We start from the raw sequence: 16,707 nt of genomic DNA, 5'->3' as shown, positions 1-16,707 counted from the left end.
TCATTACACAAAAACATGTTGGATAAAAACGAGATCAAATTAAACACAATAGAAGAAGCCATCGCCGCTTTCAAAAATGGAGAATTGGTTATAACAGTTGACGATGAAGATCGTGAAAACGAAGGTGATTTTATCACCTCTGCCGAACTCATTACGCCCGAAAAAGTTAATTTTATGGCGGCACATGGTCGTGGACTTATTTGTGCTCCCATAACCGAAGAACGCTGCGAAGAGCTGGACCTACATTTAATGGTGGGACAAAACACGTCACTGCATGCCACCCCCTTCACAGTATCTGTTGACCTAATAGGTCAAGGGTGCACCACCGGTATTTCGACTTCTGACCGGGCCAAAACACTGCGTGCATTATGCGACCCCAACACCAAACCGGAAGATCTGGGGCGTCCGGGACATATCTTTCCCCTTAAAGCCAAAAGCAGAGGGGTACTACGTCGTTCCGGGCATACTGAAGCGACTGTTGATCTTGCACGCATGGCTGGACTAACACCTGCCGGAGTGCTGGTCGAAATCATGAATGAAGATGGCACCATGGCACGTCTGCCACAACTGGCTGAAATTGCTCAAAAATTTAACTTAAAACTGATATCCATCAAGGACCTGATCGCTTACCGGTTAAAAAATGAGACACTCGTTGAGAAAGGCGTAGAAGTAAATCTACCAACGGCACATGGTAATTTTCACTTTATTCCCTTTAAACAATTATCTACCGGACAGGAACACATGGCACTGATTAAAGGAACATGGAAGCCCGATGAACCCATTCTGGTGCGTGTTCATTCGAGTTGTGCCACCGGTGATATTTTTGGATCACTGCGTTGCGAATGTGGTGAACAGCTACACAAAGCCATGGAAACCATCGAAAAAGAGGGAAAAGGCGTTATCGTATACATGAATCAGGAAGGCAGAGGCATTGGACTAATGGGCAAAATTAAAGCCTACAAACTTCAGGAGGAAGGCTACGATACAGTAGATGCCAACACCGAACTGGGATTTGCCCCTGATGAAAGAGACTACGGCGTAGGAGCACAAATACTGCGGGAATTAGGCGTCTGCAAAATGCGTCTGATGACCAACAACCCGGTTAAACGCATTGGTTTGGAAGGCTATGGTCTTGAAATAGTTGAGAACATTCCCATTGAAATAGAACCCAATAAATACAACGAGTTCTATATGCACACAAAAAAAACCAAGATGGGACATAACCTCCATTTCTTTAAATATGAAGATAAAAAGAATCAAAAATAAATAATCAGAATCAAAAAATAACCCCGCCAAAAATGACGGGGTTATTTTTTTTTGCATACAGACAACCAGGCAATCAAACAAATAACCTTTAAAACACAAAAGGATGCCGGCTCAAGGCAGACATGAAACCGCCTGACTAAATGTCACCAAAAACTGACATCTCTCTGAAAGTTTTCCTGTTTTTTGTGTCATTATTTCACTAATGATGAACCATTGACAAATGGCACAGCCTTTGTTTAAGAGAAACCGCAATTAATTAAAGAAATCATTAAAACATTATAAACTAACATTTACAATGGGAAAAATTATAGGTATCGACCTGGGAACAACTAACTCCTGCGTTGCCGTGATGGAAGGTAACGAGGCGGTTGTAATCCCTAACAGCGAGGGAAAAAGAACAACCCCTTCAATAGTAGCATTTGTTGACAATGGCGAACGTAAGGTAGGTGATCCGGCTAAACGTCAGGCAATCACAAACCCCAGCAAGACCATCTATTCTATTAAAAGATTTATGGGAACCATGTATAATGATATTCCCAACGAAATAACACGTATACCTTATAAAGTCATAAAAGGCGATAACAACACCCCACGTGTAGAAATCGACGACCGGAAATATTCACCTCAGGAAATTTCAGCCATGGTTCTTCAAAAAATGAAGAAAACCGCTGAAGACTATCTGGGTCAGGAAGTGACCGAAGCCGTAATTACCGTACCAGCTTACTTTAACGATGCCCAACGTCAGGCCACCAAAGAAGCAGGCGAAATTGCCGGATTGAAAGTTCGTCGTATCATCAACGAACCCACGGCTGCATCATTGGCATACGGTCTGGACAAAATGCACCGTGACATGAAAGTCGCAGTTTTTGACCTGGGTGGTGGTACTTTTGATATCAGTATACTGGAATTAGGCGATGGTGTTTTTGAAGTAAAATCGACCAACGGCGACACCCACCTTGGAGGTGACGACTTTGACGATGTTATTATTAATTGGCTGGCCGACGAATTCAAAAAAGACGAAGGCTTAGACCTGCGTAAAGACCCAATGGCATTACAGCGCCTTAAAGACGCTGCCGAGAAAGCAAAAATTGAGCTGTCCAGCGGTACCAGCACCGAAATCAACCTGCCATACATCATGCCCGTTGACGGCGTGCCCAAGCACCTTGTAAAAACATTGAGCCGTTCACAATTTGAACAACTGTCTGACCGACTGATTCAACGTGCACTGGAGCCTTGTAAAGCAGCATTGAAAGATGCCGGCATGACAGCTTCCGACGTAGATGAAGTAATTTTGGTAGGTGGATCAACCCGTATTCCGGCCATCCAGAAACTGGTTGAGGATTTCTTCAACAGAAAACCATCTAAAGGTGTTAACCCCGATGAAGTAGTGGCGCTTGGTGCTGCCATTCAGGGTGGTGTTCTCACCGGCGAGGTAAAAGATGTTTTGTTGCTCGATGTTACGCCGCTTTCACTGGGTATTGAAACGATGGGTGGTGTTATGACCAAATTAATTGAATCAAACACGACCATTCCGACCAAAAAATCAGAAGTCTTTACAACAGCGTCTGACAATCAACCGTCGGTAGAAATTCATGTACTGCAAGGCGAGCGTCCCATGGCTAAAGACAATAAAACCATCGGTCGTTTCCACCTCGACAGTATACCACCGGCTCCGCGAGGCGTTCCTCAAATTGAAGTAACATTCGATATCGATGCCAATGGTATTCTGCATGTGAAAGCCAAGGATAAAGGAACCGGCAAAGAACAAAGCATCCGTATTGAAGCTTCTTCAGGTTTGTCAGATGAAGAAATCAAACGAATGAAAACCGAAGCCGAAGCCAATGCCGAAGCCGACAAACAAGCCAAAGAACGCATCGAAAAGATGAATATGGCCGACAGCCTCATCTTCCAAACTGAAAAACAGTTGAAAGAATTTGGTGACAAAATCCCGGCTGACAAAAAGGCACCAATTGAAGCTGCCCTTCAAAAACTGAAAGACGCGCACAAAGCTCAGGATATTGCCGCAATCGACGCTGCCACCAATGAGCTAAACACCGTTTTCCAGGCCGCGTCTCAGGATATGTACAATGCCAGTCAGGCACAAGGTGGCGCACAGCCGCAGGATAACGCCGGACAAGCACAATCATCTGATCCAGGCAGCAAGGACGATGAAGTTACCGATGTTGACTTTGAAGAAGTAAAGTAAACACCATATAATAAGGATTATAAATCCACCACAAAAGCCACTGTAAACATTTAATTTACAGTGGCTTTTTAGGTTTCTCACTTCATCTCAAAAGAATGATTCACATAAGTAAACCCACATTTTTCGGGCTGCGCAAGCCTTAAACAAAAAAGAATAAAATTCTTCCACCCAACAAAAATTTGCCTACCTTCGTAGTAATAAAACAATTGAATGTTTACTACTTTATTTAAATCGGATTTGGTGTTATAAACAATCTGTCTCTTCTACACAGATTGTTATTTCGTTTGCTCCCGGATATTCCTTTCGGGTGTATATCTCTATTATTATAATTACAGTTTTTATCTGCGTACAATGTTGATGGTATTATTATGCCTTCGCGTGTATGCTTTACACAAAAAGATAATGAACAACGAAAATAATACAATTCACGAATTCGAATTTAATTTAATCTGCGAATATTTCGCCAATATGAAACGTCAGGGACCGGGGAGTCCCGAAGTAACACTCCAGGCATTGAATTTTATAGATAACCTTACCAGCCAATCCCTTATTGCCGACATTGGCTGCGGAACTGGAGGTCAGACAATGGTGCTGGCACAGTATACACCGGGACAAATTACCGGCCTCGACTTGTTTCCCGTCTTTATCAATATCTTCAATCACAATGCAACGCAATTAGGCTTGCAAAACCGGATAAAAGGAATTGTAGGATCAATGGATAATCTTCCTTTTCGGGAAAAAGAATTAGACCTGATCTGGTCGGAAGGAGCCATTTATAATATCGGTTTCGAACGAGGGCTGAACGAGTGGCGTAAGTATTTGAAAACCGGGGGCTATATTGCTGTTTCGGAATGCTCATGGTTTACCAAAGAACGTCCGGCTGAGATTCATAATTTTTGGATGGAAAATTATCCGGAAATAGATACTATTCCCAATAAGATATCCCAGATACAAAAAGCGGGATACATTCCTGTTGCTACATTTATGCTACCGGAAAATTGCTGGACAGAACAATATTACGCGCCACAAATTACAGTTCAGAAAACGTTCCTGAAGAAATACGCAGGGAATAAAGCCGCAAAAGAATTCATTGCCCTTCAACGTTATGAAGCAGAATTATACCGCCAGTATAAAGAATTCTATGGTTATGTATTTTTCATTGCAAAAAAAACAGAGCTATGATTAATCTAAATACGTATGGGTGGAACGACAAATTGCACCAACTAAAACAAGAGTCGGAGCATAAAGCATTATCCCATGGACGGATAACCATCGTGCATCGCACGTGCTATGAAGTTATTTCCGAAAATGGCCCCTTTCAATGTGAACTAACAGGAAATATGAAATTCGGCAAAGCGGATTATGAATTACCTTGCACAGGCGATTGGGTAATTTTTCAATCATTTGATGAAAGCAAAGGTATTATTGTTGATTTATTGCCTCGTGAACGAACCTTGTATCGCAAGAAAAATGACACAGTTGCAGATAAACAAGCCATTGCTTCGTATGTCGATAAGGCTTTTATCGTGCAAAGCCTTGACGATAATTTCAATGTTCGCAGGGCCGAACGTTTCATTGCTCAGATATTAGAGGCTAACATCACACCCATCTTAGTACTCAATAAAGCCGATTTAAATTTTGAAAAACAAAAAATTGAAACGCAGGTTAAACACATTGCCCGTCAGATGCCAATCGTTTTTACAAGTATTCACCAACCACAAACGATATCGGAATTACGCGAATCGATAACGGCAGGCGAAACGGTTGTATTTCTGGGGTCTTCAGGTGTAGGAAAAAGCTCTCTGGTAAATGCACTTTGCGAAAAACCGGTATTGCAGACCTCCGAAATAAGCCAATCGACAGGAAAAGGGCGACACACTTCCACCCGCAGGGAAATGGTGTTGATGAACGGTTCAGGTATCTTAATTGATACCCCGGGCGTTCGGGAATTCGGATTGACTATTAACGATACAGATTCACTTGCCGAACTGTTAGATATTTCTGACTATGCAGAATCGTGCCGTTTCAAAAATTGTGAGCATATCAACGAACCTGGCTGTGCCGTTTTAGAAGCTATAAATAATGGTACATTGGATCGTAAAGTTTATGAAAGCTATTTAAAACTGAAACGGGAAGCATGGCATTTCTCTACTTCCGAACATGAAAAACGCAAAAAAGATAAATCCTTTTCAAAACTCATAGACGAAATAAAGAAACGTAAAAAAAAGATCTAAGTTACTGTCTGTCCGTAAAGGAGGGAGTTTGACTGGAAAGTTCAAATACGAGGCTTACGTAACTCAAAAATGTGAGTTTACAGGTATAAATAACCATTTAAAGAGCGAGCGTAACGCATAAATTGAACTTTCCGGACGGACTCTGTTTAGAGTCTGTCCATAAACTAAGTGTTTGAAATATAAAGTTCAAATTCAAGGCTTGTGAAGTCATAAAAATCAAGAAGTTTACTTTTCGTAAATGACTGGTTTTATGACAAGCGTAACGCAGAAGTTGACTTTTTAGACAAACACTATTTAGAATCTATTTTTACAGAAGGGATCCCCCATCATATTTGTTAAACGAACAAAGTTGGTCCATCTCAAATTGTTCAACCCGGCCTAAACATTTCGCTTATCAACTGCTTTTTTATACTTTTGAAAAGAAAAAAGAATCATCACAATTGTGGTTAATACTATTTTATGCAATCATCCGCGACCAGCTTTCAAACCATTGAGAAAAACAGTGATGAAACAACCTTTTTTAGCTAACAACAATGGTACGTGGAAGCAACCGGGGCAACCCACCCAAAACCCTTTAAAAACCATCACAAACGCATCCGTTCGTGAAATAACATCGGCAAGAAGACCCAGATGCTTAAAAAGAAAAAATCAGTTTCGAGGCATGCGAAGTCTTAAAGAATTAAATTGACTGGTGTAAATGACCATTTTGAAAACGAGCGCAACAAAAAAATATTGTTGACTCCAAATAAAAACCTGTTACAGCAAAAGAACAAGAAAATGAAAAAAAACATCTATTTATCCTTCATTGTATTTATCGCCATATCGCTTACCGTTTCAGCGCAGGACAGGTCCCTTTTTGGAAAAGGGAAAGCCGAACCCATGGCCAAAAACATTACAGATGCCAACGGACAAAAACAGGGCTTATGGCAACGCCGGTACAACAATGGTCAACTGATGTATAAGGCCACTTTTGTAGACAATAAACCCGTGGGCGAAATGATTCGCTATCATGCCAACGGCAAAATGATGGCCAAGATAATCTATGACAAAAAAGGTGAATGGGGCGATGGACAACTTTTCAACGACAAAGGGCAACTGATTGGTGAAGGTCGTTTTTTGGAAACCAATAAAGAAGGTCTGTGGAAATTTTTCGACGGCAAAAAACATCTGTTATCACACGAAACCTTTGTAAATAACAAACGCGAAGGATTGTCCGTTAACTTCTTCCAGAGCGGTGACACCGCCTCCACCACAAACTGGCGGAATAACCAGAAGCAGGGAATTGAAACAGCTTATTATCCCAGTGGGCGCGTCCGTTTAACAGCCCACTACAACAAAGGGGTGTTAGATGGCGAATACACGGTATATTTCGAAAACGGATTCCGGGAGATCAACGGCGCCTACCTCAATGGCAGGATGGACGGCATTTGGGTGTTTTACCTGTCCAACGGCAAAGAAGATTACCGCTTGCATTACGATAACGGCACAGCCCGGGAGACAGATCAACTGGAACAAATACAAATTGAACGATTTAAAACCTTTGAAAAAAACAAGGGTAAGCTACGCGACCCGCAAGACTACATCAACGATCCGGATAGTTACATGATGGGGCGATAAACAGACTTTATCGATAAAAAAACAAACAGTGTCAAAGACAACACTTTCGCTTTACGAACTAAATCAACAGGTCAAGGGGGCCCTTCAAGATGCTTTTCCCGGCTCAGTATGGGTGCGGGCCGAAATTGCCGAGCTACGCGAGAACCGTAATGGCCACTGCTACCTTGATCTGGTGGAAAAAGACGAAGCTACCGATCAGGTAATAGCCCGTATGCGGGCCATGATCTGGAACTACACCTACCGAATGCTCAAACCTTTTTTTGAGACAACCACAGGACAACCATTCACGCAGGGTATTAAAGTCCTTATTCAAGGCATTGTTGAGTTTCAGGAAGTATATGGTCTCAGCTTCACCATCCGCGATATTGATCCGGCTTACACACTGGGCGATATAGAACGCCGCCGGCTGGAGGTGATTCGTCGCCTCGAAAGTGAAGGCGTCATAAATATGAACAAAGAGCTGCCCCTTCCCCTTGTACCACAAAAAATAGCCATCATTTCGTCACCCACAGCCGCCGGCTATGGCGACTTTGTTCATCAACTGGAAAATAACTCGTACGGCATAAAATTTTATCACAAACTATTTCCCGCCATAGTGCAGGGGCAACAGGCACCTGAATCGATCACTGCAGCTTTCGACAAAATATATGAACATATAGAACTTTTCGACGTGGTAGTGCTGATACGTGGTGGCGGGGCATCGTTAGACCTGCTGTGCTTTGACGATTACTGGCTGTGCTATAACATCACACAGTTTCCGCTTCCTGTTCTCACGGGCATCGGACACGAGCGGGACCGTTCCGTGGCCGATATGGTGGCGCATTCAAACCTGAAAACCCCGACGGCTGTCGCCGAATTTCTCATCACCGGAGCCGGAGAAGTACTCGCAGCCATCAATAGCTATGCGTTGGAGCTAAAAAATCTGGTTCGCGAGCGGCTCGCCAAACATCGTCAAAAAAACGATCGTTTATGGATACAGCTTAAACCCGCCGCACGACGTGTCATGTCAGCACAACACAACCATCTCTTACGTTTGGCCGGGAAAGTACCACACGTCAGTCAGACAGTGATACGCGAACAACATCAGCATCTCGACCAATATTCCAAACAGATGGGACTTCTGCCGCAAACAATCATCAGACAGGAACGACGCAACCTGCAAGAACAGGTTACCAAACTGCGTCATTCGTTGACCAGAATATTCACACACCAAACCGAAAAAATCAACTTCATTGAAAAAAACAACCGTCTCAACGACCCTGTCAACATCCTCAACAAAGGCTTTACCTTAACCTATTACAATGGCAAACTGACCAAGGATGCCGCAGCATTAACCCCGGAAATGGAAATCACAACACGTTTCAGAGACGGCAGCGTAAACAGTACAATCAATAAAAAACAGTAACCATGGCAAAGAAAGAATTATCATACAACGAAGCAATCAGCGAAATAGAAGAAATTCTGGAACAAATGGAAAATGAAGAAATGGATGTAGACGACCTTTCGGAAAAAGTAAAAAGAGTGAGTCAGCTGATATTAAAATGCCGCAAAAAACTCACCCAAACTGAAGAAGACGTTGAAAAAATACTAAAGGAAATAAGCGAATAAATTAAGTCGCCGGCAGACGGCAGTCGCCATATTAGCAACTGTCTATCAAAAACCCGATCCAATTAAAAACTTTACCCCATCGGTATATTGTGAACTGTCACCAATTGCCTGTTTTGAAAAAAACAGATTACAAACTAACAAGCTGCACCAACGACTCCTAATCAGGTCAGGAAACAGAACATATATAAACATTAAACATACTATTATGAATTTTGCATTTCGTTATTTAGTCTTATTGTTACTAACAATTCCATTTCAGAGTAATGCTCAATCAACCACTGAGCTGTTCAACCATAAAAATTTAGATGGCTGGTACGCCTATGAACCTGAATCAGGGAAGCATAAGGATGCCTCTGAACTGTTTTATGCCGACCAGCAAATGATTCGCTTATATGGTCCAAAAGCCGGTTATTTAATGTCGAAGCATTCGTACAAAAATTTCCGGTTAACAGTTGAATTCCGATGGAATACCGATTCAACTTTCACAAGAAAAAACAACAAAAAAAATAGTGGAATAATGTATCTGGTACCACGCAAAACGCCTGACACACTATGGCCTCAAGGCATTCAATTTCAGGTAAAAGAAGGTGCTACCGGAGATTTCATTCTTCTCCAAAACGTAACGCTACAAATTAATGGGGTGAAAACAGAAGCCGGACGCAGCGTAAATGCAAAACGTTTTGCAGATGCGGCAAAACAGATAGGAGAATGGAACACAGCTGTTATTACCTGCGAAAACGGGACGGTTAAACAAGAACTTAACGGAACGCTGGTAAACGAAGGAAGTGATTCCTCGGTGTTGAAAGGACGTATCCTTTTGCAATATGAAGGCTATCCCATTGATTTTCGTAAAGTAGAAATCACAAAACTATAACACAGGCGGAGATGTCCCTGTTTAAGCATCAAACAGCGCCGCATCGTTTCTCAAAGACTATTTTATAGTTTAAAAACAGCAAAGGACAGAGATTTCACTCTGTCCTTTTTTTCGTTACCTCCATAATCAAAATACCCGATTCACAATCAAAACTTCGGTAAAAATCCGTACGACTTGTTCTCTTAAATGAAAAATATATTTTACCGGACAATAATGGTTTCAATTCTATGCTTATGAAATTGAAATTTTATGCTTACGTTTAGTTTAAATTAACAACACATTTCCGCACCCATAGTGTCATGCGTCCAAAATAAAATCCAAACATTTCTAATCGAACTCCCTATTTTATAACCTAAACTATACGATCCCTCGGCAGCTTCACCACCGTTAATTTGAAAACTTTCTTTTATGCTTAACGGTCTTAAACCATTGTATTGTATATATTTCATTGCTTTGATGTTTATTATTTGAAAAACATATATCTATTTTGACTTAATTTTTAATCCACTAAGAATTAATATAAGAGCTAATACTAAGAGTATAATTAGATTCACATTCTTAGTAGTAGGAATTGATAAAAAGCTGTAATAGTGATTTCTTTCTGATATAATTGTATCAAAGAAAAAAACTAAACATGCTATTCCTAATCCGAAGAACAAAAATTTAATAAGCTTAAATTTTTCCATTTAGATAATTGTATTATATGGATAACCGGATATATACCTTAAAACAATTGAAATCTGTTGAATATTTGAATTTCACAAAAAACAACCAAGACATATACCACATGAAATCAATTGCTTAACCCGCCATTTGGGTAATGATACGGATAGTCATATTGTTTTATACTGCGGAGTCATTACCGACTAACCCATCATAAAGACCATGGAAAAAACTACCCATTGTTTGATAATACCAAGATATTGCATCTTTTATTGGACCACCTCCGTTAATGTCGTATAAGTCACTAACTTCTAATTCTTTTACTTCCAAAATCTTAAATTTTTCCATTATTCAAATTTTATAAAATTATTTTGGATTTTGCCAACCTTCTATGAATTCTCCAGCCACATAATCAATTGCAGCTCCTACAGCGATAAATGAAGCAATAATCCCAATTGTTACCCAAAAACCACCATTCGTTTTCTTCAGTTCGTTTTTGTCTAAAAACGCAATGCCTGATTCTTTCAAATCCAATGTTGTTTTCATAATTGTAGAATTTTAAATTGTTAATAACTTTGGGTACGGATATTTTTATACCTTACAGCTAAATTAAATTATCAGAGTACTAAAATAGTCTTGTTCCGTGCACAAAAAAAACACGGAAAAATTAAATTTCAGAAAAAACGGAAGACATTAGTTTCTCGATTTTTCTTTTTTAGACAAAAAAATAACAAATATCCCAGTAAAAATCATTAATTCGGCGAAAAGAGACTTTTTCTGATTTTATATTTTATACGGATACTATTTTTTTGAGTAGTCAGATTTCTTCTGAAAAAACAGCTCAACAAAAGGAAAAATAATATCAAACCAAAGAACATTCATAGCTCTCCTTTGAAAGTTATATGTTGCCGCTGCAAGCATATCATTAATAGCATCACTTCCAATTTTATGACATGACTTTGGCAATTTAAAGTATTTCCATTTTGTGATTTATTTCATATATTTGTTTTGATTCAAAACCAAAAACCCTAAAATTATGCAAAAATGTTACTTTCCTTTAGAATTCTAATTGGGATCTCTCTTCTTCCCGATTAATTAAATCCTTTAATTCTCCATTAATATAACATTTTAAACCCCATTCCCATGATGTTAATAAAACAGATTGAGCACCTCGAAAAAATTGACAAACTAATACGTGAACGAAGAACAGGAACTCCGGATGAATTTGCGCAGAAAGTTGGTATTAGTCGTCGACAATTATATAACTATCTTGATGAGTTAAGAAGTTATGGCGTCGACGTATGCTATTCGCGAATATGCCAGAGCTTTGGGTATAAAAACAATAGGAGACTAAGGGTCTATTTTAATTGTGAAGAAATTGAGAAAAGCAAAGGGACGCAATTTGCCGGAGGATATCACCTTTTTGCTTCAAAGTTCTATTTGCCTTCATTTTGCAATATCTGAAAAGCTATTTAATTTAAATACCCTGCATTTTGTATAGCACCGACAGATGAATATCATTTTGTGACTTTGTATTTTATTTTACAAAAAACAAACACCATGTCCCAACAACTTTTTCCCCCCGAGATTATTGAAAACACAACTGAAACTCTCTTTTACCGGAACAATAAATCTTTTCATTGGATATACTTAAGCATTTTATTATTAGTCACATCCGGACTGTCATTACTTCCTGTCATCTCTGTGGATGTTACCTCACAAAGTCGAGGGGTTATTCGCACAAAAAATGAGAATAGCTCCATTATTCCAGCTTTATATGGTCGGGTTACGAAAACTTTTTTAGAAGAGGATCGTCATATTAAAAATGGAGATACTCTTGTAATACTTGAATCAGAACATATAAGTGCTCAGTTGGAAAATTTCATGAAGCAGCTTGAAACGAATCTTCTTTTTTTGAAAGATCTGGGAAATTTATACAGGGATCAATATCAGCATATAAAAACACTTAAATATAAAAACGAATGGAATTCAGTACACCGCAGGATTAAAAGAATTTCTCATTAAACTGGAGTTACTGCAGGAGGACTATGACCAACAAAAATATCTTTATTCAGAGAAAGTAATTGCGCAAAAAGACTTTTTGAAAAGTAAGAATAACCTTGAGACTTTGCAGTCGCAATTAGAATTATTCAAACAGAAGACAAAAAATAGTTGGCAATTTGAAATATCCCGGCTTCAAATGGAAAATGAGGATATTAAATCTTCAATCAGGCAATTGAAAGAAGAAAAAAATCAATATATTATAACGGCTCCTATGTCTGGCTCATTATTAGGTGTTGAGGGAATACAAGCAGGCAGTTTTGTCAGTCCCGGACAGAAACTCGCCGAAATATCACCTGACGAATCCCTTGTGGCAGAGTGTTATGTAAATTCATCAGATATTGGTTACTTAAGAAATGGTCAGAAAGTTCGCTTTCAGTTTGATGCATTTGATTATAACCAATGGGGACTCATGGAAGGGAAAGTCATTAATATCCCGGATGATATAATCGTTATTAAAAATCAACCTGTTTTTAGGGTTCGATGCGAATTGTCATCCAATTATCTTCAACTCAAAACCGGCCAAAAAGGCTTTTTGAAAAAAGGGATGACTCTGACCGGGCGATTTGTGATGACTCGGCGCACCTTGTTTCAGTTAATCTTTGATGAAGTAGATGATTGGCTTAACCCTAAAATAATGTAAAATGTTTATAAAAATTAAACAACGAGATATTACTGATTGTGGAGCTGCATGTCTTGCTTCTGTGGCAGCTCATTATAAGTTAAAGCTGCCGGTGTCAAGAATCCGGCAAATGGCCGGAACAGACAAAAAAGGAACCAATGTACTGGGGCTACTCAAAGCTTCCGAAAAGATGGGATTTACGGCGAAAGGGGTAAAAGGTGGAGTTGATTCACTTCCAAAAATTCCTTTACCATCCATTGCCCACGTAGTGGTAAATAAAGTATTACATCATTTTGTAGTGATCTATAAAGTCAAAAATAGTCAGGTGGAATACATGGATCCGGGAGATGGGCAAATGCATAAAGTATCAGTCACTGAATTTGCCGAAATATGGACAGGTGTTTTATTATTGATGGCGCCCGGGGCTGATTTCATTGAAGCTAATGAAAAAATTTCTAACCTAAAGAGATTTGTCTTTTTACTAAAACCTCATAAAAGCATTTTGATTCAGGCTCTTTTAGGAGCTGTTATTTATACAATATTAGGGTTGTCCACGTCGGTCTATATTCAAAAAATTACAGATAATGTTCTAATTAATGGTAATGTAAATTTGCTGAATATCCTAAGTATAGGAATGGTTGTGTTGCTAATTTTCCAATTATTTATTGGGATATCCAAAAGTATTTTAATGCTTCGAACAGGGCAAAAGATAGATGCCCAACTGATTCTTGGATATTACAAACACTTATTAAGATTACCTCAACGTTTTTTTGATACCATGAGGGTGGGGGAAATTGTTTCACGAATTAACGATGCTGTTAAAATCCGTGCTTTTATCAATGATACAGCTGTTAATTTAGTGGTAAATGTTTTTATTGTTTTTTTCTCTTTTACACTCATGTTCATTTATAGCTGGAAATTGGCATTGATTATGGCTATTGTAATTCCACTGTATTCTGTAATTTACTTTCTCGTGAATTATTTGAATAAAAAACAAGAACGTAAGCTGATGGAACATGCTGCTGATCTTGAAAGTCAGCTGGTGGAGTCGCTTAATTCGGTTAAAACCATAAAGCAATTTGGGCTGGAGAATTTTGCTAATATCAAAACTGAAACGCGTTTTATTACGCTCCTGAAAACAGTATATAAGTCTGGAATTAACTCGATTTTTGCTGGAAATTCATCTGAGTTGCTGAACAGAGCGTTTGTAATCATTTTGCTGTGGACCGGCTCTTATTTTGTATTAGATCAATCTATTACACCTGGAGAATTACTTTCCTTTTATGCTATTCTGGGCTATTTTACCTCACCGGCAGCGCAGTTAGTGGGGATGAATAAAACTATTCAGAATGCGCTCATAGCTTCCGATCGTCTATTTGAGATAATGGATCTGGAAAGAGAAGCCGATAATGACAAAATTGAACTTAGGAAAGATTTAATTGGAGACATACGTTTTGAAAAAATAAAATTCAGCTATGGTACCCGGGTGGATGTCTTTGATAATTTCAGTCTGTTGATCCCCAAAGGAAAAATCACAGCTGTTATTGGGGAGAGTGGCTCGGGGAAAACGACCCTGGCTTCCTTATTACAAAAATTGTATCCCATAAGTGATGGAAGCATCTACATTGGAGAGCACAATATTAATTATTTTACCAATCACAGTTTACGAAGTCTGGTTGCCAGCGTACCACAAAAACTGGATTTGTTTGCCGGGAATGTGGTTGAAAACATTGCTGTTGGAGAGTTCCATCCCGATATGGAACGAATCTTATCAATTTGCAAACAATTGGGGATACTGAGTTTTATTGAAAAACTCCCTGCCGGATTTGAATCCTATTTGGGAGAAAACGGGGCCTCTGTCTCCGGCGGACAGAAACAGCGTCTTGCGATAGCCAGAGCACTTTACAAAAACCCGGAAATTCTGTTGCTCGACGAGGCCACTTCCTCTCTTGATTCGAAATCAGAAAGTTTTGTACAAAGTACCATCGAACAGTTGAAATCCGAAGGAAAAACCATCATAGTCATTGCCCACCGATTGAGTACTGTCATGGAGGCGGATAAAATTGTGGTACTCGAAAATGGCCAGTTGATAGAGGAGGGCTCCCACTTTGATCTGTATAAAAGTCAGGGGAAATATTATCAAATGTGGCAAAAACAAATACCGCCCGTTTTTTCTGAAATTTAATTTTTCCGTGCTTTTTTTATGCACGGGACAGGACTATTTTAGCAATATGATTAGATATATTCAACATGCCGGCTAATAGAATCTTTCTATGATTGGGAGGTAGTCAACGCCCGGGAAAGGTTGACATCTGCAAATTTTTTAAATTGTAACACTATGGTAAATTTAATTGAATTTGATGTAACAGAATTGAGCTTTGAAGAATCACTAAAAAAAAATGGAGGAGGACAAGTAGCTGAAGATATAGGTTATGCTGTTGGATTTGTAGTGAAAAAATTTGTCAAATTTATGAATTCTACAAGCGAACTTAATAATCCTTGGGCTGCTGGGTAATTATAGTAACTAAAAATATACATTATGAAAAATTTTGCATTAAACAGATGTAATGTAGTATGTTTGGAAGACACTGAATTAAAAGAAACGAATGGTGGTGCTCATGGAGTTTTAATTGGGGCTGCCATTGCTCTTCTAATATGCTGTTGGGATGACAGGGATGGATTTGTGGAGGGCTTTAAAAAAGGATATAGTGCAGGTTAAATAATTCAGAGGTCACTCTATAATTTATAAAGTGACCTCTTTTAGCATAAAATTGTAGTAAATTGTGTCAATAACTTATTTGCATGAAAAAGAAATCAAATGCAGTAGTGAAGGTGTGTTTACTTGCCGTATGCATTTTTATAAATTATTTGTGTATCAAATATACCGTGCAAATACAAGACGAGATTAGACCTCATAGTAGTTTAGTAATTTTACAGAATCTTCCCAGCTTATTAGCAGCAATAGGTAGTACTTTCCTTTTAGCTTGTTTTAAAAAATCAACAAGTAAATATACAGCAACAATCTTTATTTCATTTTTTTCCAATATATTCAATGAATTCTATAGATTTTATGCTAAAGATATACCTATAGATATTTATGATATTGTAGGGATTTGTATTGGAATATTTATTTCTATTGTGTTGTATAAGTCACTACACCTGTTTTTTAAAAATCGCCTGCTTCTTAAAATTTCCTTCTTACTTATATGACGAAACAGATTGGAAACGAATATATTGAATACATTTAAAATTTATGAGATAAAAAAAACATATTCTTACAGTAGACGGATTAATACTGACAATTGTTGGGGTTCTCAGTCAAATTTCATTAAAAAACCATTTCTAAATTATGTTTTATTAGGAATAAGTTTTCTATTGTGTATAATAATTGGGGTTGCCGTCTAAATTTAGTTCCAATAACAATACTAAAGGGATGGTTCACACTATTCCTTTAGTATCGCAAATTTAAAGAGAAAAATGTATCCACCCCATTGCGTGCATATTTCATAATTAGATGATCGGGAATATTTTTGCATCAAAAAAAACATGAGCAAGA

17 protein-coding genes are annotated in these 16,707 nt (G+C 38.7%); 14 read left to right on the top strand and 3 right to left on the bottom strand.

Annotated features, from left to right (window positions below):
- Positions 1 to 15 precede the first annotated feature (15 nt).
- From ACT3CD_RS15965 to ACT3CD_RS15930, 8 genes are all read left to right on the top strand, one after another.
- Positions 16 to 1,266, top strand: coding sequence for a bifunctional 3,4-dihydroxy-2-butanone-4-phosphate synthase/GTP cyclohydrolase II (locus ACT3CD_RS15965; protein ID WP_444646658.1), 1,251 nt, complete (start codon positions 16 to 18; stop codon positions 1,264 to 1,266).
- A gap of 295 nt (positions 1,267 to 1,561) precedes the next feature.
- Positions 1,562 to 3,472 carry a molecular chaperone DnaK gene (gene dnaK / locus ACT3CD_RS15960; protein ID WP_444646657.1) on the top strand — a complete coding sequence of 637 codons (1,911 nt, stop codon included), beginning with the start codon at positions 1,562 to 1,564 and terminating at the stop codon, positions 3,470 to 3,472.
- Between the two features lie 402 nt (positions 3,473 to 3,874).
- Entirely contained in the window at positions 3,875 to 4,654 is a 780-nt protein-coding gene (locus ACT3CD_RS15955) for a class I SAM-dependent methyltransferase (protein ID WP_444646656.1), read from the top strand.
- On the top strand, positions 4,651 to 5,706 hold the full coding sequence (gene rsgA / locus ACT3CD_RS15950; RefSeq protein WP_444646655.1) for a ribosome small subunit-dependent GTPase A: 1,056 nt from the start codon (positions 4,651 to 4,653) through the stop codon (positions 5,704 to 5,706). Before ACT3CD_RS15955 ends, rsgA begins: the two co-directional genes overlap by 4 nt.
- Positions 5,707 to 6,483: 777 nt before the next feature.
- Positions 6,484 to 7,323 carry a toxin-antitoxin system YwqK family antitoxin gene (locus tag ACT3CD_RS15945; RefSeq protein WP_444646654.1) on the top strand — a complete coding sequence of 280 codons (840 nt, stop codon included), beginning with the start codon at positions 6,484 to 6,486 and terminating at the stop codon, positions 7,321 to 7,323.
- Positions 7,324 to 7,351: 28 nt separating this feature from the next.
- Positions 7,352 to 8,728 (top strand): exodeoxyribonuclease VII large subunit, encoded by a 1,377-nt coding sequence (gene xseA / locus ACT3CD_RS15940; RefSeq protein ID WP_444646653.1) that lies wholly within the window; start codon positions 7,352 to 7,354, stop codon positions 8,726 to 8,728.
- A 2-nt stretch (positions 8,729 to 8,730) separates the two neighbouring features.
- The gene (gene xseB / locus ACT3CD_RS15935) at positions 8,731 to 8,931 is read left to right on the top strand and encodes an exodeoxyribonuclease VII small subunit (protein WP_444646652.1); all 201 of its coding nucleotides are present in this window, start codon (positions 8,731 to 8,733) and stop codon (positions 8,929 to 8,931) included.
- A 205-nt stretch (positions 8,932 to 9,136) separates the two neighbouring features.
- Positions 9,137 to 9,805 carry a 3-keto-disaccharide hydrolase gene (locus ACT3CD_RS15930; RefSeq protein ID WP_444646651.1) on the top strand — a complete coding sequence of 223 codons (669 nt, stop codon included), beginning with the start codon at positions 9,137 to 9,139 and terminating at the stop codon, positions 9,803 to 9,805.
- Between the two features lie 269 nt (positions 9,806 to 10,074).
- Here ACT3CD_RS15930 and ACT3CD_RS15925 read toward each other — a convergent pair whose 3' ends face one another.
- The 3 genes from ACT3CD_RS15925 to ACT3CD_RS15915 form a co-directional block, all read right to left on the bottom strand.
- The gene (locus ACT3CD_RS15925; protein ID WP_444646650.1) at positions 10,075 to 10,254 is read right to left on the bottom strand and encodes a hypothetical protein; all 180 of its coding nucleotides are present in this window, start codon (positions 10,252 to 10,254) and stop codon (positions 10,075 to 10,077) included.
- 394 nt (positions 10,255 to 10,648) lie between these two features.
- The gene (locus tag ACT3CD_RS15920) at positions 10,649 to 10,816 is read right to left on the bottom strand and encodes a hypothetical protein (RefSeq protein ID WP_444646649.1); all 168 of its coding nucleotides are present in this window, start codon (positions 10,814 to 10,816) and stop codon (positions 10,649 to 10,651) included.
- Positions 10,817 to 10,834: 18 nt separating this feature from the next.
- Positions 10,835 to 11,014, bottom strand: coding sequence for a class IIb bacteriocin, lactobin A/cerein 7B family (locus ACT3CD_RS15915; RefSeq protein WP_444646648.1), 180 nt, complete (start codon positions 11,012 to 11,014; stop codon positions 10,835 to 10,837).
- 597 nt (positions 11,015 to 11,611) lie between these two features.
- On the opposite strand from ACT3CD_RS15915, the gene ACT3CD_RS15910 reads away from it, so the two are divergent.
- The 6 genes from ACT3CD_RS15910 to ACT3CD_RS15885 all read left to right on the top strand — a co-directional run bounded on the left by ACT3CD_RS15910 (position 11,612) and on the right by ACT3CD_RS15885 (position 15,870).
- Positions 11,612 to 11,932, top strand: coding sequence for a hypothetical protein (locus tag ACT3CD_RS15910; RefSeq protein WP_444646647.1), 321 nt, complete (start codon positions 11,612 to 11,614; stop codon positions 11,930 to 11,932).
- 96 nt (positions 11,933 to 12,028) lie between these two features.
- Positions 12,029 to 12,493, top strand: coding sequence for a hypothetical protein (locus tag ACT3CD_RS15905; protein ID WP_444646646.1), 465 nt, complete (start codon positions 12,029 to 12,031; stop codon positions 12,491 to 12,493).
- Complete coding sequence (locus tag ACT3CD_RS15900; protein WP_444646680.1) at positions 12,441 to 13,172, top strand: HlyD family secretion protein; 732 nt, start codon at positions 12,441 to 12,443, stop codon at positions 13,170 to 13,172. The genes ACT3CD_RS15905 and ACT3CD_RS15900 overlap by 53 nt, the downstream gene beginning before the upstream one ends.
- 1 nt (position 13,173) lies before the next feature.
- Positions 13,174 to 15,336 (top strand): peptidase domain-containing ABC transporter, encoded by a 2,163-nt coding sequence (locus ACT3CD_RS15895; RefSeq protein WP_444646645.1) that lies wholly within the window; start codon positions 13,174 to 13,176, stop codon positions 15,334 to 15,336.
- Between the two features lie 153 nt (positions 15,337 to 15,489).
- Positions 15,490 to 15,666, top strand: coding sequence for a hypothetical protein (locus tag ACT3CD_RS15890; RefSeq protein ID WP_444646644.1), 177 nt, complete (start codon positions 15,490 to 15,492; stop codon positions 15,664 to 15,666).
- Positions 15,667 to 15,690: 24 nt separating this feature from the next.
- Entirely contained in the window at positions 15,691 to 15,870 is a 180-nt protein-coding gene (locus ACT3CD_RS15885) for a hypothetical protein (RefSeq protein ID WP_444646643.1), read from the top strand.
- Positions 15,871 to 16,707: the final 837 nt, after the last annotated feature.

The sequence above is a fragment of the Geofilum sp. OHC36d9 genome (genome assembly GCF_052400685.1).
GTDB lineage: Bacteria > Bacteroidota > Bacteroidia > Bacteroidales > Marinilabiliaceae > CAZHHH01.
This window is presented reverse-complemented; position numbering and strand designations above follow the sequence as displayed.